The organism is Paenibacillus barengoltzii NBRC 101215 (assembly GCF_004000745.1).
Classification (GTDB): domain Bacteria; phylum Bacillota; class Bacilli; order Paenibacillales; family Paenibacillaceae; genus Fontibacillus; species Fontibacillus barengoltzii.
In genome coordinates this window covers 17,441-36,674 of sequence record NZ_BILV01000011.1, presented here as the reverse complement: position 1 = coordinate 36,674, position 19,234 = coordinate 17,441, and the positions used below count along the sequence as shown (strand labels likewise).

At 52.0% G+C, this 19,234-nt stretch carries 18 protein-coding genes; 15 read left to right on the top strand and 3 right to left on the bottom strand.

The genetic code is table 11. The features are described 5' to 3' along the window. Positions 1-25 precede the first annotated feature (25 nt). The 9 genes from PBA01S_RS04605 (at position 26) to PBA01S_RS04565 (ending at position 8,894) form a co-directional block, all read left to right on the top strand. Complete coding sequence (locus PBA01S_RS04605; RefSeq protein ID WP_127575441.1) at positions 26-1,027, top strand: glycerophosphodiester phosphodiesterase family protein; 1,002 nt, start codon at positions 26-28, stop codon at positions 1,025-1,027. 238 nt (positions 1,028-1,265) lie between these two features. Next, a complete protein-coding gene (locus PBA01S_RS04600) occupies positions 1,266-2,210 on the top strand; it encodes a hypothetical protein (protein WP_127575440.1) in 945 nt (314 codons plus the stop codon). A gap of 69 nt (positions 2,211-2,279) precedes the next feature. Next, the gene (locus PBA01S_RS04595) at positions 2,280-3,038 is read left to right on the top strand and encodes an ABC transporter ATP-binding protein (protein WP_127575439.1); all 759 of its coding nucleotides are present in this window, start codon (positions 2,280-2,282) and stop codon (positions 3,036-3,038) included. Further along, positions 3,010-3,759, top strand: coding sequence for an ABC transporter permease (locus PBA01S_RS04590; protein WP_028538849.1), 750 nt, complete (start codon positions 3,010-3,012; stop codon positions 3,757-3,759). The genes PBA01S_RS04595 and PBA01S_RS04590 overlap by 29 nt, the downstream gene beginning before the upstream one ends. 24 nt (positions 3,760-3,783) lie before the next feature. After that, positions 3,784-5,322 (top strand): sensor histidine kinase, encoded by a 1,539-nt coding sequence (locus PBA01S_RS04585; protein WP_028538850.1) that lies wholly within the window; start codon positions 3,784-3,786, stop codon positions 5,320-5,322. Beyond that, entirely contained in the window at positions 5,319-6,011 is a 693-nt protein-coding gene (locus PBA01S_RS04580; protein WP_028538851.1) for a response regulator transcription factor, read from the top strand. Before PBA01S_RS04585 ends, PBA01S_RS04580 begins: the two co-directional genes overlap by 4 nt. 235 nt (positions 6,012-6,246) lie before the next feature. Further along, entirely contained in the window at positions 6,247-7,305 is a 1,059-nt protein-coding gene (locus PBA01S_RS04575) for an ABC transporter ATP-binding protein (RefSeq protein WP_028538852.1), read from the top strand. Continuing rightward, entirely contained in the window at positions 7,298-8,101 is an 804-nt protein-coding gene (locus tag PBA01S_RS04570; RefSeq protein WP_036700098.1) for an ABC transporter permease, read from the top strand. Before PBA01S_RS04575 ends, PBA01S_RS04570 begins: the two co-directional genes overlap by 8 nt. A 7-nt stretch (positions 8,102-8,108) precedes the next feature. After that, positions 8,109-8,894 (top strand): ABC transporter permease, encoded by a 786-nt coding sequence (locus tag PBA01S_RS04565; RefSeq protein ID WP_028538854.1) that lies wholly within the window; start codon positions 8,109-8,111, stop codon positions 8,892-8,894. A 300-nt stretch (positions 8,895-9,194) separates the two neighbouring features. Here the strand turns inward: PBA01S_RS04565 and PBA01S_RS04560 are convergent, their stop codons facing one another. Continuing rightward, positions 9,195-10,244, bottom strand: a complete 1,050-nt coding sequence (locus PBA01S_RS04560; protein ID WP_016312242.1) for a FecCD family ABC transporter permease — start codon at positions 10,242-10,244, stop codon at positions 9,195-9,197. Continuing rightward, a complete protein-coding gene (locus PBA01S_RS04555) occupies positions 10,244-11,224 on the bottom strand; it encodes a FecCD family ABC transporter permease (protein ID WP_036624964.1) in 981 nt (326 codons plus the stop codon). The genes PBA01S_RS04560 and PBA01S_RS04555 overlap by 1 nt, the downstream gene beginning before the upstream one ends. A 202-nt stretch (positions 11,225-11,426) precedes the next feature. On the opposite strand from PBA01S_RS04555, the gene PBA01S_RS04550 reads away from it, so the two are divergent. Further along, a complete protein-coding gene (locus tag PBA01S_RS04550; protein ID WP_127575438.1) occupies positions 11,427-12,473 on the top strand; it encodes an ABC transporter substrate-binding protein in 1,047 nt (348 codons plus the stop codon). Positions 12,474-12,476: 3 nt separating this feature from the next. Here PBA01S_RS04550 and PBA01S_RS04545 read toward each other — a convergent pair whose 3' ends face one another. Continuing rightward, the gene (locus tag PBA01S_RS04545) at positions 12,477-13,349 is read right to left on the bottom strand and encodes a YitT family protein (protein ID WP_016312239.1); all 873 of its coding nucleotides are present in this window, start codon (positions 13,347-13,349) and stop codon (positions 12,477-12,479) included. A 147-nt stretch (positions 13,350-13,496) separates the two neighbouring features. On the opposite strand from PBA01S_RS04545, the gene PBA01S_RS04540 reads away from it, so the two are divergent. From PBA01S_RS04540 to PBA01S_RS04520, 5 genes are all read left to right on the top strand, one after another. Next, positions 13,497-13,787 carry an alpha/beta-type small acid-soluble spore protein gene (locus PBA01S_RS04540; RefSeq protein ID WP_016312238.1) on the top strand — a complete coding sequence of 97 codons (291 nt, stop codon included), beginning with the start codon at positions 13,497-13,499 and terminating at the stop codon, positions 13,785-13,787. 59 nt (positions 13,788-13,846) lie between these two features. Then, the gene (gene glsA, locus PBA01S_RS04535) at positions 13,847-14,788 is read left to right on the top strand and encodes a glutaminase A (protein ID WP_127575437.1); all 942 of its coding nucleotides are present in this window, start codon (positions 13,847-13,849) and stop codon (positions 14,786-14,788) included. Between the two features lie 142 nt (positions 14,789-14,930). Next, a complete protein-coding gene (locus PBA01S_RS04530) occupies positions 14,931-16,247 on the top strand; it encodes an ABC transporter substrate-binding protein (protein ID WP_127575436.1) in 1,317 nt (438 codons plus the stop codon). A 77-nt stretch (positions 16,248-16,324) separates the two neighbouring features. Beyond that, a complete protein-coding gene (locus PBA01S_RS04525) occupies positions 16,325-17,101 on the top strand; it encodes a Nif3-like dinuclear metal center hexameric protein (protein ID WP_127575435.1) in 777 nt (258 codons plus the stop codon). Between the two features lie 14 nt (positions 17,102-17,115). Then, positions 17,116-19,191: an alpha-glucuronidase family glycosyl hydrolase gene (locus tag PBA01S_RS04520; RefSeq protein WP_127575434.1), complete on the top strand. Its 2,076-nt coding sequence runs from the start codon at positions 17,116-17,118 to the stop codon at positions 19,189-19,191. Positions 19,192-19,234: the final 43 nt, after the last annotated feature.

Here is a 19,234-nt window from a genome sequence, read left to right as displayed (position 1 = left end):
TTAGGAAGGATCGGGGGAGACTGGCTTGAGCAAGATCAGGAAGATATATAGAAGCAGAACGCTATGGATATTGCTTGCCCTTATTGCTTTTGTTTACTTGAACAATACGCCTCATCTGACCGCAGCTCAGGGCGGGGAACCTAAGCTGCTGGCGCATCGTGGTCTGGCGCAAACCTTCCCGATGGAGGGGATCGAGAACGATACGTGCACAGCGGAACGGATATATGAACCGGAGCACGAGTTTCTGGAGAACACCTTGACATCTATGGAAGCCGCTTTTGCAGCCGGGGCTGATATGGTGGAATTGGATCTGAAGCCAACCAAGGACGGGCAGTTTGCCGTGTTCCATGATTGGACGTTGGATTGCCGGACCAATGCGGAAGGCACAACGAAAGACTATACGATGGCGGAGCTGAAAATGTTGGATATCGGGTACGGATATACCGCCGATCAAGGCAAGACGTATCCGTTTCGCGGCAAAGGGGTTGGGCTGATGCCATCGTTACCTGAAGTGGTGGAGCATTTTCCCGGCAAGGCGCTGCTACTGCACATCAAAAGTGATGACCCCGAGGAAGGGAAGCAGCTTGCGGCATACCTGTCTACGTTAAAGAAGGAGGAGCGGGACGGGATAACCGTTTATGGCGGCGATCTGCCCATTGCGGTCTTGAAGGAGCGCCTGCCGGACCTGCGGGTCATGTCCAAGGCAACGTTAAAGCAATGTCTGCTCTCGTATGAGGCTTCCGGCTGGACAGGGTACATCCCTGATGCTTGCCGAAACACCGAGCTGCACATCCCTGAGAAAATCGCGCCTTGGCTGTGGGGCTGGCCGGATAAATTCCTAAGCCGTATGGAGCGAGCAAACACCCGTGTTGTTATCGTCGGAGGGGACGGCAGTGATTTCTCCAGCGGCTTCGATACATTGGAAGACGTGAAGCGTCTGCCCGCCGGATACAGCGGCTGGATCTGGACGAACCGAGTCGACCGAATCGCTAAGGCGGTTCAAACTGGAACTAGGATGAACAATTGAGGACGAAACAACCTTTAAGAGGTAGAAATACATCTGTCAGTGATCTTCCTCTTTACACTTGAGTCATACGAAATATCTTAAAATCTCTATAATTACTGACTCCATGGCCGGCTTGATGTCTTTCCATAGACATTGAGCCGGCTTTTTTACACTTTTTTTAGATTTCGTTTAGAAGCAATTTAGACCCGGGGGCTAAGCTTAGGAAGGTGAGACAAAACAAAGGGAAAGGAAGTTGAAGATGAACTCAAAATGGATCAAGCGCGGAGCGGTATTCGGGATTGGAGCAGCCTTGCTGCTCGGCAGCGGGTTGTCCGCTATGGCTGGAACGAACGGGTATGAAACGTATAAAGCCGCTATCAAGCATACGCATGCTGCATCCAGCTTAACGAACCAAGGTAGCCTCGTGGTGACCGATAACGGGAAGACGATCGTTGACGCCAAGCTGGAGGTAAAGCTGGACAAGAGGAAGGAGGCGTTGAGTGCAAATATCGAGTTGGCCGGTGCATCGGAGCCTCAAACGTTCCAGGTATATAAGCAAGACGGAAAGATGGTGTTTGTCGTCGGTGAGGATTCTGACACCTATCGTGTCCTGCAGTTGCCGGAAGAGGAGCGGCGATTCGGGGACGGGGACTTTGAACCGCCGCAGCACGCTGAGCAGTTCATGGAAATCTTATTGGGCAATATCAAAGATTTGGCTGTGGTGAAGGAGCTGCCGTCCGGCGGAAAGCAAACCTCACTGCATTTAAGCGGCAGCCAAATTCCGGCGATCGTGCAGGCGGCCGGAACCATCGCGGTCAGCCACATGGGTGCTGCCGACAAGATGATGGCGGAAGGCGATCACCGTACGCAGATGAGTCACGGGATAATGGGATCGTCCTCCGATGCGGTGATGCCGGTGCATCCTCTTTTGATGGACTTGGATTTCCCCGCCTTAACGAAGGATGTGAAGGTTGAGGACATCCGTCTGGCAGCGGACATTAACAAGGATCAATTGGTGGAGCATCAACAAGGGCAGATCATCATTCGTGGTACAGATGATGCCGGTCAAGCCCACAAGATTGTCATCCAAATCAGCTTTGATCTGTCCGGATTCGGTCAGACGACCCCGGATATCGTAGATTTAACCGGAAAACGAGTTGAAGTGATCGAACGATCGGAACATACGCCGCGTTGGCATCGATAACCTTACCGGATGCCGGGCCAAACGGCCCGGCATCATTTGAACTAAAACCTGACGATAGGAGTTGACGATGTGGAGACGTTTTTGGAGGTACAGGGGGTCCGGAAAAGGTTCAGGAACGGCCGCGGGATTGGCTGGATCAGTCTGGACATTAAAGCTGGAGACATCGTTGGGCTGTTCGGACAGAACGGAGCCGGTAAAACGACTCTGCTCAAAGTCATCACCAGTTTATGTCGTCCCGATGAAGGGAATATCCGCATGTTTGGCTATGATCTGGACTCACACTATGAGCAGGCTATGGCCCAAGTAGGGTGCGTCATTGAAGCGGCGGATGCGTACGACTATATGACCGGAAGGCAGAACCTTCGGCAAGCCGCACGGTACTATCCGGAGTTACCACCTTCACGAATCGATGAGGTGCTGGAGATGACGGGCTTGACGCGATATCAAAATGAGAAGGCGAAACATTATTCGCTGGGCATGAAGCAGCGGTTGGCGCTGGCGGCGGCTTTGCTGCCTAAACCGCGGCTTGTCATTCTCGATGAGCCAACCAATGGGCTGGATATCGAAGGCATGGTGGAGCTTCGCCAAACAATTGATCGGCTGGCGCGCGAAGAAGGGATTGCTTTTCTCATCTCCAGCCATATGATCAGCCATCTTGAGCCCATCGTAACTTCTTTGGGCATTCTACACCACGGAGAATTGGTTCAGTTTGGCCGACGTTATGAGCTGGTTCCGCCGGGCATGACGCTGGAAGAGTATTATTTGGACGCGATTCGCTCTGAACCAGGAGGAGAGACCTATGAACGCACTGCTGACCAGCTGGCATAATGAAGCGGAGAAACTGTGGCTGCGAAAAAGAACGAGGGCGGTACTTGCCCTATCCGTCCTCATTCCGATATTGCTCACGCTGGGTTTAGGTCTGCTTGGACGTACCTTCGCATTGACCGCTGCGCTAGGCGGGCAAGTATCGGTAATTACGCTGAACTTGCTAACGGGTTACTTGTTGCCGCTCTATCTATTTATAGCAGCTGCCGAGATGTTTGCAGGTGAGACCGCGGCACGCACGATGAAGCTTACGTTGGTCCGCCCCGTAACCCGCGCCAAGCTGTTCGCGTCCAAGGTGCTGGCGTTAAGCTCAGCCGCTGCAGTGATATTGGTTGTCGCATGGATCGTTTGCGCCGTTAGCAGTTTATTGTCGTTCCCCGTATTGACGGCAAGCGAGTGGACGGACAGCTTGATCGCCTATATAGTATCGATCGTGCCGCTGGTGGCGTTGAGTCTGATCGCCGTATGGATTGCGATGTTTTTTGCGAACAGCGCTGCCGCTATTGGATCGATGATCCTGGTATATGTGGCTATGAAGCTGCTTCCGGTGATCTTCCCGATCTTTACGATTTGGTCACCGTTTGCTTATATGGACTGGCACACCTTGTGGTTTGGAGACGGGGCGGGTACCGGCAAGTTGCTGCAATCGTTTTTCATCTTGATCGCTTATAGTATGATGGCTTATGTAAGCAGCGTAACGCGTTTTGAACGCAAGACATTTTAATGCTCTCGAAAGGAACGGCCGCCAATGACGATCCGCTTAAGACTGATTTTATCCTATATTGCGATGGTATTGATTCCGATCCTTCTCACGATGGTGATGGCAATGGTGCTGACGCGTGTCTTTTTTGGCGCCGGAGACTCCGCTGACAGCGAAAAAGGCAGCTTCCAGTTCCACGGGCATGCGTTGTCGGAGTTTTGGGCCAAAATCAGCGAGCGCGAAGAGCGGATGAACGGTGTCAAATTCGTCGCGGAACAAGCTCCCGAGCTTCTGGCCGATCTCAAGTTTCTGACCAAAACCGGAGATACGCTGCAGGATCTGCAAGCCGGATTTGTGGTTGTTCGGAACGGCCAGGTGGCCTTCGCTTCCTCTAATGTGGAGCAAGAGGGTTTGGAAGAAGAACTGGCCCGGATTAGTGCAGAACAGGGGGAAAGCCATGCGAAATGGATGAAGCGTATGCACAGGGAACCCAAAGTTGCCGGACGTTATACTGCGGAACGTGTAGACTTCACCTTTGCAGATGGGAGCGCAGGAACGCTTTACCTGCTGTCTGATTTAAGTCCGCTGCTGGGCAAAATGTCGCGGTTTATGCCGCTGATGTTTTTGATTTTGCTGCTGATCATTGGACTAACCAATCTGCTACTGACGTTTTTCGTGTCTCGCAGCATCCTTCGTCCGCTGTATACGCTGAAACGTGCCGCGGAACGCATCAAGGAGGGCGATCTGGATCATCCGCTTCAGATGCAGCGCACAGATGAGTTTGGCGAGGTGGGCGAAGCTTTCGAGGAAATGCGCGAGCGCCTAAAGCACTCGATCCAGTTGCAGTTGCAGTACGAGGAGAATCGGAAGGAAATGTTGTCGAACATCTCGCATGATCTGAAGACGCCGATCACCGGGATCAAGGCTTGCGTTGAAGGGCTGCGCGACCGAGTGGCGGATACGGAGGAGAAACGTGACAAATACATCTCCATGATAGGGCAAAAAGCAGACGACATGGACCGGATGATTGAGGAACTGTTCTTGTTCTCTAAGCTGGATTTGAAACGGCTGCCTTTTGATTTTGAGCCGGTAGATTTGTATAACTTCCTGCAAAGCTGTAGTGAGGAGTTGAAGGCGGATCCCCGTTTTGCTGAGGTGAACGTCGAGTTTGTTGCTTCTGCGGAACCGCCGCTTTACGTCACCGCTGACCGGGATAAGCTCAAGCGAGTGCTGATGAATATTGCCGATAACAGCTTACATTATATGAATAAGCCGGACAAACGCTTGACTCTGGAGCTCGAGTCGAATCCAAGCGAGGCGCTTGTTCGCTTTCGAGACAATGGAGATGGAATAAATGAGGGGGCATTGCCGAAGGTGTTCGAGCGCTTTTACCGCGCCGAGGCTTCACGGAGCAGTCAAAACGGCCGCAGCGGGAGCGGTTTGGGCTTGGCGATCGTTCGACAGATTATCGAAGCGCACGGTGGTATGGTGCGGGCGGACAGTCAGCTTGGCGTGGGGACAACAATCTCGTTTTCGCTGCCGCGGCATGTGCCAGGACTACCACGTAAGGGAGGTGAGATGAAATGAAAAGAATCTTGATTATCGAGGATGATCCTGTAATTGCGGAGGTTGAGCGGGATTATTTGCAGGCAAGCGGATATGCGGCGGATATCGCTTCGAGCGGAGATGAAGGGCTTCGACTTGCACTTGCGGAGCCTTACGATTTGCTTGTACTTGATCTGATGCTGCCGGGCGTGGACGGTTTTGAGATCTGCAAGCAAGTTCGTGAAGCCAGGGATATTCCAATTCTCATGGTCTCTGCGAAAAAGGAAGACATCGATAAAATCCGCGGCCTCGGCTTAGGTGCAGACGATTATGTGAGCAAACCATTTAGTGTTGGTGAACTGATGGCTCGCATCAAAGCGCATTTGGCCCGGTATGAGCGGCTGACGAGCCAATCCCGTCCGGCTGACCAGGACGAGCTGCAGCTCCGTGGCTTGCGCATTGACAAATTGTCGCGGAAGGTTTGGGTGAACGGCAAAGAGCTGTCGCTGACTGGAAAAGAATACGATCTGCTGCTCTTTTTGGCGTTGCATCCGAACCGGGTATTTTCCAAGGACGATCTGTTTGAGAAGATCTGGGGGATGGATTCGCTGGGCGATCTGGCCACCGTCACCGTCTACATCAGCAAGCTTCGGGAAAAAATTGAGCAGGACCCTTCGCAGCCGCAATATATCGAGACGATTTGGGGCGTTGGCTACCGCTTTAATTTGTAGATATGCCTATGACCGTTTTGCTGCTTCTTTTACAGGATTATCCCTTTCGTTAAGGGAGCAAAAACCTCCGTGAGTTTGCGGAGAGTTGGTGTTTCTTCTTGCTCTCTGACCCAAAGGGATAATGATGACGTATGGATCTAAAAACCCTCATCCCTTAGGGGTGGTGCTTTGTTGGAAGTTACTATATAATCTTTAGCGGACTCATAAATTGATTCAAAAAAGCGAGGGATACATCATGGCTGCCATTGAAGTGCGCGATTTGCGCAAGACTTTTAAGGTGCAGAAAAACCGCGAAGGCCTCAAAGGGGCCTTTCTTGATTTATTTAAGCGGGAATACAACGAAGTGGCCGCCGTGAAAGATATTTCTTTTCAGATTCCAGAGGGAGAGATCTGCGGATATATCGGGGAAAACGGAGCCGGAAAATCGACCACCATCAAAATGCTGACTGGTATTTTGGTGCCGACGTCGGGACATTTGAAGGTTGGCGGCTTCGTGCCATACGCTGAGCGCGAAAAGTTCGTGCAGCATATTGGCGTCGTCTTTGGCCAGCGCAGCCAGCTTTGGTGGGATATCGGCGTCATCGAGTCGTTTGAACTGCTGCGTAAGGTATATCGCGTGCCGCAAGCCGATTATAAGAAACGCCTAGACGAGCTGGTGGAGCGCCTTCAGCTGCAGGATTTGCTGAACCGTCCGGTACGTAAGCTCAGTCTAGGCCAACGGATGCGCTGTGAGCTGGTCGCGGCGCTGCTGCACAACCCGTCGATCGTCTTCCTGGACGAGCCGACGATTGGTCTCGACATCGTAGTCAAATCGGAAATTCGCGATTTTCTTAAAGATATGAACCGCGACCACGGAACAACGATCTTGCTGACAACCCATGACCTGCAGGATATCGAGGCACTTTGCTCCCGCGTCATCATGCTCGACGACGGGCGGATCATTTACGACGGCGGCTTAGAGGAGTTGAAGGACCGCTGGGGGACGGGCAAGGAAGTCTTATTCCAGTTCGGAACAGCCACCAAGCTCGATCAATTGCGGAGCTGGACGGGCACGCTTCCCGTCATCTGGACGGCTGAGAACGACCTGAACGCCAAGGTCTGGATTCCGCGGGATATCGGTGTCTCCGAGGTATTGGGTCAAGTGGTCGGCCAAGCGGACATCACCGACATCAAAATTATCGAAACCAACACCGACGAAATCGTCCGCAGCATTTACCAATCCGGCTCGGCGGACAAACCGGCGAACTCTGAAGCGGAAGTGGAGAGCAAAGAAGGTGCAGTCATCCATGTCTAACCAGTGGGGGGCCTATCTCGATTTTATCCGCATCCGATTTTTGACAATGCTGGCGTATCGGGTGAACTATTATTCGGGTATTCTGATCTATTCCTTGAACATCGGGGTTTATTATTTCACGTGGAAGGCGATTTACGGCGACGGCGGCGAGCTTGGCGGTTTTACCGCTTCACAGATGACGACCTACCTGGCCGTATCCTGGATGGCTCGGGCGTTTTATTTTAATAATCTGGATCGTGAAATCTCCACGGATATTCGAGATGGAAGCATTGCGATTCAATTTATCCGCCCTTATAACTACCTGATCGTCAAAATGATGCAAGGACTTGGCGAAGGGATGTTCCGCTTCATGATGCTGATGATCCCGGGCATGGCGATTGCGATGGTGCTTTTTCCGGTCAAATTGCCAACTGAATTAAGCGCTTGGGCAGGGTTCCTGGTGATGTTGTTCTTCAGCTTCCTGATCAATTCACAGCTGAACGTGATCACGGGGTTGATGTCTTTTTTCGTGGAGAATAACGAGGGCTTTATGCGTATGAAACGGGTGGTTGTGGATTTGTTCTCCGGCCTGATTATACCGATCAGCTTATTCCCGGCCTGGCTGGGCGGCATTATGGCGTTCCTGCCTTTTCAGGCGATTACCTATTTGCCGGGTTCGGTCTTTACCGGCCGAATTCAAGGCGCTTCAATTTGGAACGTGCTGGGCATTCAGGTGATCTGGTTCTTGATTCTGCTCATTCCGATGATTGGGCTGTACCGTGCTTCGCGGAAACGCCTGTTCGTGCAAGGAGGTTAAGGGAAGCATGTACTACTTAGGCCTCATGGGCGAATACTTGAAAAATTACATGAAAACCCGGATGACCTACCGCGCTGACTTTTGGGTGGAGGTCATTTCCGATCTGTTGTTTCAGGCAACCAACCTGATCTTTATCTTTGTGATCTTTATGCACACCAACAGCTTGGGCGGTTGGAGTGAAAGCGAAGTGGTGTTCGTCTACGGTTTCTTTATGGTGCCGTTTGGTGTGTTTAGCTGCTTTGTCAACCTGTGGAACTTCAGTGAGCGGTATATTGTGAAGGGGGAGATGGACCGGATTATGACGCGTCCGGCGTATAATCTGTTCCAGATCTTCCTGGAAAACGTAGATCCGCCAGCGCTCGTCGGCTCGATCATTGGGAGCATCATTATGCTGATCAGCGGCGGGCAGCTGGGGCTTAGCTTCGAGTGGTGGACGATTCCTGTGATGCTATTGTTTACGATTAGCGCAGTAGCGATATACACGGGCATCTACACGACGTTGACGTCCTTGTCGTTTTATTCGGATGCGCCAACCGGGATCTTGCCGTTGATGTACAACGTGCAGGGGTACGGGCGCTATCCGGTGACGATTTACAACCGGGCGATTCAAGTGCTGCTGACCTGGATCTTACCGTTTGCTTTTGTTGGCGTCTATCCGGCTTCGTTGTTCCTGGAGCGCGAGGAAATGTGGCGGATGGCGTGGCTCACCCCGCTGGTTGGCATCGTATTCTTAGCGATTGGCCTGACCGCTTGGAATTATGGGGTTAAGCGATATCGCGGGGCTGGATCGTAAACATTAGTAGGTATAAAGCCGGCGTCCCTTCATGGGGCACCGGCTTTTGTTCGTTCTCGTCAGCTGCTTCAACTGCAAAAGTGCAGTTCATTTTTGCAGAAACAGGCTATTTTCGTGATTTAGATGTAAAAGTACAGTTCCTTTCCGGCATTTGGAGTCGATTTACGAGAAATCTTCGTTTCTAACTGCACTTTTACATTTTATCGTCCTAAACCGTGGGTTTAGGGCTGTTTCAAATGTACTTTTGCAGTTGGCCGTAAAGACAGAGGGCGCCGGCAAAACAAGCGGCCTGCTCGCAAATCAGAACCGGTTCCGGTTCTTATACAGCAGAACCATAAAGAACGGCGCACCAATCGCAGCGGTCAACACGCCTGCCGGCACGTCCCGCGGCAAAAAAGCCGTGCGCGCAATCAGATCCGCCACGAGCAGGATCAATGCGCCGAGCAACGCGCTGACCGGGAGCACGCCGGTGAAGGACGGCCCGGTCAGCCTGCGAGCCATATGCGGCGCCATCAGCCCGATAAAGGAGATGGCTCCGCCGATGGCTACCGCAGATCCTGCCAGCGAAACGCTGAGCACGATCAGAAGCAAACGCTGCAGCTGAACGCGGGAGCCCACGCTGGTGGCGATGTCGTCACCCAGTGCTTGAATGTTGACTTGGCGAGCTTGCAACCAGGTGAGAACGAGCAGCACGGTCGTCCAAGGCAGCAGCGTTAGCACATCGTTATCCCAGGAGACGCCGTAAATGCTGCCGGTCATAAATGTGAGTGACTGATTCGCCAGCTGCATCGGTCCGGAGATGATCAGCATATACGAGAACGACTTGATCGCGGCAGATACCCCGATCCCGATGAGGATGATCCGCAGCGGGGAGGCTCCTTTTTTCCAAGCAAGTACATATAAGAGCGCGGTAATGAAGAAAGCGCCAAGGATGGATGCCAGCGGCATCCAATGGATTGAAATCGTGCCTTGAAACACATAAATAAACAAAATCGCGCCGAGCGAAGCTCCTTCCGTAATTCCCGCGACATCGGGGGAAGCAAGCGGATTTCGGATTACGCCTTGCAGGATCGCCCCGGCCACGGCCAGAGAAGCGCCAACCAGCACAGCGATGAGAATTCTCGGCAGACGGAGATTCACGACGATGACTTGTTCTCCCGGCTCGGCCATGCCAAACAAGGCCTTCAAGACGGTCATCGGCGGGAGATATTGGCTGCTGACCCCTACGCTGATGATCATCATGACGATACATAGGATAGCGAGGAGCAGGCAGATCCAGAGGGTTCTGCTTCTTCTGGCCCGATGCGACGAAGGGACGTGGAGCGATGCAGCTTTGTTGGATTTAGCCATCAGTTCTTCACCCCTCTTCTTGCGATGTATACGAAGAACGGAACGCCCAAGATCGCTGTCATCACGCCTACCGGAATCTCCTTAGGCATGGCGATGTATCTGGAGCCGATGTCGGCCGATACGAGCAGGATGGCCCCCGTCAAGGCACAATAGGGTAATATCCAACGATGATCCGTGCCGACAAAATGCCGAATGATATGCGGGATGATAATGCCAACGAAGGCGATAGGGCCAGCAACAGCAACAGAGCCGCCGGCGAGCAGGATGACGGCTGCAGCGGCTAACGCTTTAATTAAGCCCGTACGTTGGCCCAGTCCTTGCGCAACGGTTTCGCCCATCGCCAATACGTTAAGTTGTCTAGCGAGCAAGAGAGCAAGAACCATGCCGATTCCCATATAAGGAAGGACGTTCAGCAGCTGCTCCGTCCCGCGCCCGGTCACAGAACCTACGAGCCAGACGAGCACTTGATCGAACATCTTCCCGTCGGAGAGCATAAGCCCTTGAGTCAACGAGTAAAAAAACGCTGCCATCGAAGCCCCTGCCAACGTGATCTTGATCGGCGTCATGCCGTCTCGTCCTAGGCTGCCGAGAAGAAATACCACTGCTCCACTAAGCGCAGCTCCGATTAAGGCGACCCAAGTTAAGGCTTGAATCCCCGATAAGCCAAGCCATCCCGAGGCCAGGATAATAAAGAAAGCGGCCCCGGAATTTACGCCCAACGTGCTGGGCGAAGCGATGGGGTTGCGGGTGATGACTTGCATCAATGCGCCCGCAACGGCGAGGCAGGCCCCGACGGAGGCAGCGATCAAAGCGCGCGGTACACGGGCCGTCTGAATGAGCAGGTGTTCATTGCTTCCGTTCGGATGGACAAAGGATTCCCAGACGGTAGAAAATGGGATGTCCGTCACGCCAAAGCTAATACTGCATACGACGGCTGCGGCTAATACCAGCGTGCAAATCAACAAGCCTAAACCTTTCATCGGACTAGATTACCCACTTTCTAGATCAAAATAATAATGACCTTTAAATCTTAGAAGATAGGGAAGAGTCTGTCAATGAGGCTGATAATCATTCTTAATTGTAATTGTATTGACAAACTAAAGGGGGATGTCCTATATTCATGAAGATGATAATCATTATCACTCAAAGAGGACATTAAAATGGCAAAAGGGGAGAAGGATTATGAACCATACTCATACCCAAAAAACAAATCGCAGGCGCTTAGTCTTATGGGCTTTCGCGGTTATGGCGCTGGCACTCGTTGTTGCGGGATGTGGGAATAGCAATACGCAAGGATCGTCCAACAATACCGATACCAACGGAAGCTCGGCAACCGAGAACCAGACGGCAGACAACAGCACGAACGCCGCGGCAGATGGCAAACGGGTTGTGAAGCATGCGATGGGGGAAACGGAAATTACAGGTACCCCGCAAAAAGTTGTGGTCTTGACAAACGAAGGTACGGAAGCGCTATTAGCACTGGGAATAAAGCCAGTCGGAGCCGTGCGCTCCTGGCTCGGGGATCCGTGGTATCCACATATTCAGGACGAGATGGAGGGCGTAACGGTAGTTGGTGAGGAAAGCCAGCCGAACCTTGAGCTGATCGCTGGCCTGAAGCCTGATTTAATTATCGGGAACAAGATGCGTCAGGAGAAAGTATATGAGCAACTGCAGGCGATTGCCCCTACCGTGATGTCCGAGGACTTGCGCGGCAACTGGATGAACAACTTTAAATTGTACGCCGAAGCCTTGGGACTAACCGATAAAGGGGATGAGTTGCTGGCTGACTTCGACGCACGAATTGCTGATTTTAAAGCTAAAGCCGGAGACAAGTTGGACGAAACGGTATCCGTCGTTCGCTTTATGGACGGGAAGACCCGCGTGTACCACACGAATACGTTCTCGGGGATTATTTTTGAACAGCTGGGTATTGCCCGAAATGCCATGACTCTAAATGCGAAGGATACGTTTGTTGATGAAATCACCAAGGAACGGCTGCCTGAAGTAGACGCCGATCGAATTTTCTACTTCACGTACGAAACCGGCAACGGCAATGCCAGCCAAACCGAGAAGGATTGGACTAACGATCCGTTATGGAACAATCTGAGCGCCGTCAAGAACGGCAAAGCCTACAAAGTGGACGACGCCATCTGGAATACCGCCGGCGGGATCAAAGCAGCCAACTTGATGCTGGACGACTTGTACAAATTTTATGAGATTGAAAAGTAGTCACTATTGAACCGGCCTTGAAAAACGTCCAACAATCTCTGTGGATTCGACTACATTCATGAACGCGTGCGGGTCTGTACTCACGACCGCTTTACGGACGGCAGCGAGCTCGTATCTAGTTGTCACGGTCATCAGGGTATAGTTTTTCTCTTCGTGATATCCGCCCTCAGAACTGAGGCAGGTAATACCATGATGCAGCTTGCGCAGTTGGCAGAGCATTTCATCTTTACGCTTCGTAATGATGAAGCAGGTCACTTTGATATGACCGACGTGAATCATATCAACGACTTTCCCTTTGACAAAGGTCGATAACATTGAATACAGGGCGAGATCCCAGCTTTGAAAAAAGCCAAGCACTAAAATAACAAGCCCGTTAAGCAGAAAGAGGATGTTCCCCATGGGGACGTCCTTTTTTCGTGTGACGATGGATCCAAGAATATCGAACCCGCCGGTCGAGCCTCCGACCCGCAGCGAAAATCCGATGCCTGCTGCAGAGATGATTCCGCCGAATACGGCGGCCAGAATTGGATCTCGGGTGACTTGCACCTCGGGGATGATAGAGATAAACCAGGTGGTGCTGACGACAGAGATACAGCTAAGCACGATATAACGACGTCCAACAGCTTTCCAGCCCCATAGGATTAAGGGGACATTCAGTAGAAAGTAGACAAGTGATATATTCCATCCCGTCAAATACACGATGATGGATGCAAGGCCTGTGACGCCCCCAGACAGCAGTCTATGCGGAATCAGGAACAAATTGAGCCCTGCAGCTACGAGTACGGCAGAGAGCAGGATGACAGCGATCTCCTGCGTAGGTTTTAAACATGCTCGTAATGGTTTTTCGATCATCGGACGATACTGGTCCAAATTCATATCTGCGCCTTCCTTAGAGATAACGTTTTTTTAAGATATGATTATCGGCTAAAATTATCTTTTTTATCACAACCACCGACTATGACATATCTCACCGCTGATGGGGAATCTTATTGGAGAATACTCACTTGAAAGCGAGGGATATCCATGGTACAACCAAAAGGGAATAACGGGAATGGTGGTCAAGAGACGGACCCGGCACTGCGCCTGGCCCGGTTTAAGGCGGAAGTCATGATGCGTGAGGGATACAATGCCCCTCCAGAGCGGCCGGATGATGTGAAATATGAAGTGGCCCAATCGTTAGGCGTTCCGCTGCGCGAAGGGGATAACGGTGATTTAACGACCGCGAAGGCCGGCAAGGTTGGCGGTGTCATCGGCGGAGCGATGGTCAAGGAAATGATTCGCTTGGCGAAAGAACGCTTAAACAATCCGCAGTAAAGTTGGATCCTGGAAATCCAGTTGCGATTCATATGAGAGAACGTGCAGGAGGGTTCACCATGGCTGTGAGTGAATGGGATCAACTGAAGCTCCACCTTCAGGAGTGGGTGGAAGAATGCCGAGAGACAAGCGCTGCAGGCAAGGTTGCGGAGTACATTCCGGAGCTGTCCAAGGCGAAGCCAGATTTGCTTGGGATTCATATTCTGGATGCTCAGGGGCGATCGATCTCTGCGGGGGAAGCTCAGGACAGTTTTACGATGCAGAGCATTTCGAAAGTTTTCACGTTGATCCTGGCCCTCATGGACCATGGGGAATCCGCTGTTTTCTCTAAGGTCGGCATGGAACCAACCGGTGATCACTTTAACTCCATCATGAAGCTGGAGTTGATGCAGCCGGCGATTCCCTTTAATCCGCTAATTAATGCTGGCGCTATCGTGGTGTCTTCCATGATCAAAGGGGAAAATGCGGAGGCGAAATCGGCGCGGATCTTGTCATTCTTTCGCGAATTGGCCGGCAACCCCAACCTGGAATACGATAGGGAAGTCTATCTTTCCGAATCGAAGACGGCGCATTTGAATCGATCGATCGCTTATTTTTTGTTGGATAAAGGGGTATTGGGCTGCGGCGTTGAAGAAGTGCTGGACATTTACTTCCGGCATTGTGCAATTAAGGTCTGCTGTGAGGATTTAGCGCGGATGGCGCTGGTTCTGGCCTTTGACGGGAAGGACCCCTTGACGGGCAAGACGCTGATTCCTCGACGGTATGTGCAAATCGCGAAAACGTTTATGGTGACTTGTGGAATGTACAACGGGTCCGGAGAATTTGCCATCGAAGCAGGGCTTCCGGCAAAAAGCGGCGTATCCGGCGGGATCTTGACGCTAGTGCCTGGACGTTACGGAATTGGCGTGGTGGGGCCTGCACTCAATTCCAAAGGTAATAGCATCGCAGGCGTCCAGTTAATAGAACGGCTATCGCAAACGTTGGATTGGAGCCTATTTTAATAGGAAAGGGCTTACTTAGGTGTATCAAAATTTTCGGGCAATTTTAAAACAAATTGTGCATTGCTCTCATATTCACTTCCGTTTGAAGTCGTTACTATAAAGATGTAAACAGATATTTACGATTCAAATGGGAGGGTTATCAATGTTTAAATGGAAGCGTTTACTGACGACGCTGGTAGCGGTAACCATGGTTGGGGCACTGGCTGCCTGCGGCGGCGGTACGAACGGCAATGCAGCCAAACCGGCTGGAGCAGCTGGAGAAGGCAATGCCGCAACGAGTGCGGGCAGTGAGCCTGTAAAACTGCGGATTATGTGGTGGGGGGCTCAGGAACGGCATGAAGCCACCTTGGCAGCTCTTGATTTGTACACGAAAAACCATCCGAACATCACTTTTGAACCGGAATACTCTGGGATGGACGGTTATTTGGACAAGCTGTCAACTCAAGCGGCGGCGAAAAATGCACCGGACATCATTCAACTTGATCCGGGCTGGACGCCAGACTGGTCTAGCCGCAAGCAATTGGCTCCTCTGGATGGGGTTGATGTGTCGAAGATCGATCCGAAGCTCTTGGCCGGCGGTCAACTGGATGGAACGCAATACGCGATTCCGCTCGGTTCTGTGGCGTTTGGGATGATTTATGACAAGGCCGCATTGGACAAGCTGGGCGTCAAAAATCCGGAAAACGGCTGGACTTGGGATGATTTCTTCGCCCTGGCGAAGGAACTGAAAGGCAAGCTGCCAAGCGGTCAGTATTTTACCAAAGATTATGCAGCTAACTACTTCATGTACTCGGCATATCAATATAGTAAAGGTAAAGGCACGGTCATTACGGATGATGGGAAGTTTAACATCGATGAAGCTTCCTTCATGGAATGGACCAAGCATTTTGAGGAACTGCGCAACGAAGGGTTAGTACCGCCGGCGGACGTCAACTCCTCTGACAAAGAGTTCGATCCGCAAATGGACCTGATGGTAGCCGGTAAAATCTTGTTCCGTTACAGCTTCTCCAACAACTACGGGGCATGGGACAGCATCAAGCCAGGCGCTTACGCGCTCGTTACGATGCCGCGAGCTGAGGAAGCCGGGGGTTGGTTGAAACCTTCGATGTACCTGTCCGTGTCCGAGAACTCCGAGCATAAGGCAGAGGCAGTAGAGTTTATCAACTGGTTCGTCAATGATCCGGAAGCTTCCAAAATCCTGAAAACCTCGCGGGGCTTGCCAGTTAACAAGGATAATGCAACTGCGTTGGAGTCCAGCATGAGCGAAGTGGATAAAGTAGGCATGGAGCTGCTCCGCGCTACTGAGAAAGACGGCCAAACCTGGACAGCTGGTCCAGGCGGCTGGACGAACTATATCGATAAAGACTTCCCTCTGGTCCATGATCAGCTGAGCTTCGGCAAGATTACACCAGAAGAAGCCTATAAGCAATTGAAAGAAGCAGCTATGGCTTACGAATAAGATTTACATTCGACTTCAGCCCGGAACAGGTTTCTCGTTCCGGGTTGATTTTTACCAGGGAAGGGGGAGGTCAATGCATGCTGCGCATTCAAGATGTTCTCGACCAGTTAACACGGGTCCAGCCTACGGTAGATGGTTTAGTCAGCGGTAAGGCGGAATCCCAAGTGCGCGGAATCGCGGTGACGTTTATGGCCACGCAAGCGGCGATCGAGCAGGCAGCTTCGCTGGGAGCTAACTTGTTGATATCGCATGAAGGAGTATTTTACAGGCATCAGATGGACACGACAAAGCTTCTGGAAGAGGATCCTGTTGCCCGTTATAAGCTGCAGCGACTAAAGGAGCTGGACCTTGCGATCTATCGCTACCATGACGGTATTCACCGGGAGACTCCGGACGGCATTACCGCCGGGGTGATTGAGGAGCTCGATTGGCAGGATGCGGTGCGGGAATATCGCCCGGCGTCCGCAGTTTTAGAGCTTCCGGGCATGACTCTGCAGGAGCTGGCCAGCTTGTTAAAGCGGAAGCTGAATGTACCGTTTATCCGGTTTACGGGGAATCCGAAGCTGATATGTCGGAAAATTGGAGTGCTGGTTGGTTACCGGGGCGGCGGGGATCTGGCGATCCCGCTGCTTAGAGAGGTCGATCTCATCATTGCAGGCGAAGGCCCGGAATGGGAAGCGCCTGAGTATGTGCGGGATGCTGTCTATCAAGGGCGGGAGAAGGCGATGATGTTCCTTGGCCACGGTCCCAGCGAAGCGCCTGGAATGAGGCGGTTAGCCGGCAAGCTTCGTTTGGCTTTCCCAACCCTTCCGGTGCATGTGATCGAAAATGAAACGTTATTTCAATGGATATGACAGGGGGAGATTCCATGAGCAAAACAACTACAATGACGGAAGTTGGTTATGATGCCTGGCTTCGATACCGGAGGATTGAACCGGGAGAGAGATGGACAGAGTTAGATCAATTTGACGGCATCGTTATCGATGGCCCGGATGAACCGGCGGCGCACACTGCTGCTCAGGAGCTGTCGAGAGGTTTATCCCAAATGCTGGGGCGTGAGATTTCTATTATGGAAAGTGCAGGGGACCGTCCTTGTTTTGTGCTGGGGCTGTTGGGGCATAGTCCTATCCTAGATGAGGTGTTCTCGGAAGGGAAGGCTTCCTTGCAATTGGGGTTGGAAGGCTATGCTCTACGATATAAACCGGATTCCGCTCGGTTCGCCATCGGTGCGGAGAATGCCTCCGGTTTATTGTACGGGGTGTTTGACTTGCTGCGCCGCCTGGGGACCGGACAGTCGCTGCAAGGACTGAATATTTCGGAGCGCCCGGTGAACGTACTGCGGATGGTGAATCAATGGGACAACATGGACGGCAGTATTGAGCGCGGTTACGCAGGAGCTTCGATTTTTTACGAAAATCATCGGTTCACACAGAACCTGGAACGTATTACCGACTATGCGCGGCTGCTGGCATCAACAGGGATCAACGCGATTTCCATTAACAATGTCAATGTGCATCGGGTCGAGACCGGGCTGATTACGAAGGAATTTCTGCCAGATGTCGCCAAGGTGGCTGAAATCTTCCGCAGCTATGGCATTAAGCTGTTCCTCAGCATTAATTACGCAGCGCCGCTTGAAATCGGCGGATTATCTACTGCCGATCCGCTGGTTCCAGAGGTTGCAGCATGGTGGCGGGAGCGCGCAGATGAGATTTACCAGGCGATCCCGGACTTTGGCGGCTTCCTGGTGAAGGCAGATTCGGAGAACCGACCGGGACCGTTTACGTATGGACGGGATCATGCAGACGGTGCCAATATGCTGGCCGAGGCACTGGAACCTTACGGCGGACTAGTGATCTGGCGCTGCTTCGTTTACAACTGTAAGCAGGACTGGCGAGATCGCAAAACAGATCGGGCACGGGCTGCCTATGATCATTTCGTGCCGCTCGATGGACGGTTTAAAGAGAACGTGATTTTGCAGGTCAAAAACGGCCCAATCGATTTTCAAGTGCGCGAGCCCGTATCGCCGCTGCTAGGTGCGATGCCTGCGACAAATCAAATGATTGAGTTCCAAATCACCCAAGAATATACCGGGCAGCAACGTCATGTTTGCTACCTCGTACCTCAGTGGAAGGAAGTGCTGGACTTCGACACCCATCTGAAGGGTGAGGGCTCGACCATCAAACGGATTGTGGACGGTACGCTGCATGGTTCCCGTTACAGCGGGTTTGCCGCGGTTTCCAATATCGGGAACGATGCCAACTGGACCGGTCATTTGCTGGCACAGGCGAACTTTTATGGCTATGGGCGGCTGGCCTGGAATCCAGACCTTAGCGCTGAAGCGATTGCGGAGGAATGGATTAAGCTCGTATTTGGGAGCGACGAGCGGGTCAACCAAGTGATCCTTCGTATTTTGATGGATTCCTGGAGTATTTACGAAAGCTACACCGCTCCGCTAGGCATTGGCTTTATGGTGAATCCAAACCATCATTATGGCCCGAATGTCGATGGTTATGAATACTCGATGTGGGGGACGTATCATTTTGCGGATTGCCACGGGATCGGTGTGGACCGCACGAAAGCTACGGGAACGGGATATACCTCACAATATGCAGAGCCGAATCAAAGTTTATACGAAAAGCTGGAGACGTGTCCCGACGAGCTGTTGCTCTTCTTCCATCACGTGCCGTACACCCATGTGCTCCAATCCGGCAAGACGGTCATTCAGCATATTTACGATACTCATTTTGAAGGGGTTGAGCGAGCCGAGGAGCTGGTGGAATTGTGGGCTGGTCTATCCGGCTTGATGGAAGATTCGCTGCATCAGCAGGTTGCCGAGCGATTGGCGGAGCAAGCGGAGCATGCCAAGGAGTGGCGTGACCAAATCAATACGTACTTCTACCGCAAAAGCGGCATTAACGATCAGCAAGGACGTCGGATTTATTAAGATTATTTTTTCGTGATATTTTAAAAGATTTCGAGGATTCCTC

Coding starts and splice junctions, on each gene's coding strand:
- PBA01S_RS04600 (WP_127575440.1), top strand. CDS start 1,266: ATGAACTCAAAATGGATCAAGCGCGGAGCGGTATTCGGGATTGGAGCA.
- PBA01S_RS04590 (WP_028538849.1), top strand. CDS start 3,010: ATGAACGCACTGCTGACCAGCTGGCATAATGAAGCGGAGAAACTGTGG.
- PBA01S_RS04585 (WP_028538850.1), top strand. CDS start 3,784: ATGACGATCCGCTTAAGACTGATTTTATCCTATATTGCGATGGTATTG.
- PBA01S_RS04580 (WP_028538851.1), top strand. CDS start 5,319: ATGAAAAGAATCTTGATTATCGAGGATGATCCTGTAATTGCGGAGGTT.
- PBA01S_RS04575 (WP_028538852.1), top strand. CDS start 6,247: ATGGCTGCCATTGAAGTGCGCGATTTGCGCAAGACTTTTAAGGTGCAG.
- PBA01S_RS04570 (WP_036700098.1), top strand. CDS start 7,298: ATGTCTAACCAGTGGGGGGCCTATCTCGATTTTATCCGCATCCGATTT.
- PBA01S_RS04565 (WP_028538854.1), top strand. CDS start 8,109: ATGTACTACTTAGGCCTCATGGGCGAATACTTGAAAAATTACATGAAA.
- PBA01S_RS04560 (WP_016312242.1), bottom strand. CDS start 10,244: ATGGCTAAATCCAACAAAGCTGCATCGCTCCACGTCCCTTCGTCGCAT.
- PBA01S_RS04555 (WP_036624964.1), bottom strand. CDS start 11,224: ATGAAAGGTTTAGGCTTGTTGATTTGCACGCTGGTATTAGCCGCAGCC.
- PBA01S_RS04550 (WP_127575438.1), top strand. CDS start 11,427: ATGAACCATACTCATACCCAAAAAACAAATCGCAGGCGCTTAGTCTTA.
- PBA01S_RS04545 (WP_016312239.1), bottom strand. CDS start 13,349: ATGAATTTGGACCAGTATCGTCCGATGATCGAAAAACCATTACGAGCA.
- PBA01S_RS04540 (WP_016312238.1), top strand. CDS start 13,497: ATGGTACAACCAAAAGGGAATAACGGGAATGGTGGTCAAGAGACGGAC.
- glsA (WP_127575437.1), top strand. CDS start 13,847: ATGGCTGTGAGTGAATGGGATCAACTGAAGCTCCACCTTCAGGAGTGG.
- PBA01S_RS04530 (WP_127575436.1), top strand. CDS start 14,931: ATGTTTAAATGGAAGCGTTTACTGACGACGCTGGTAGCGGTAACCATG.
- PBA01S_RS04525 (WP_127575435.1), top strand. CDS start 16,325: ATGCTGCGCATTCAAGATGTTCTCGACCAGTTAACACGGGTCCAGCCT.
- PBA01S_RS04520 (WP_127575434.1), top strand. CDS start 17,116: ATGAGCAAAACAACTACAATGACGGAAGTTGGTTATGATGCCTGGCTT.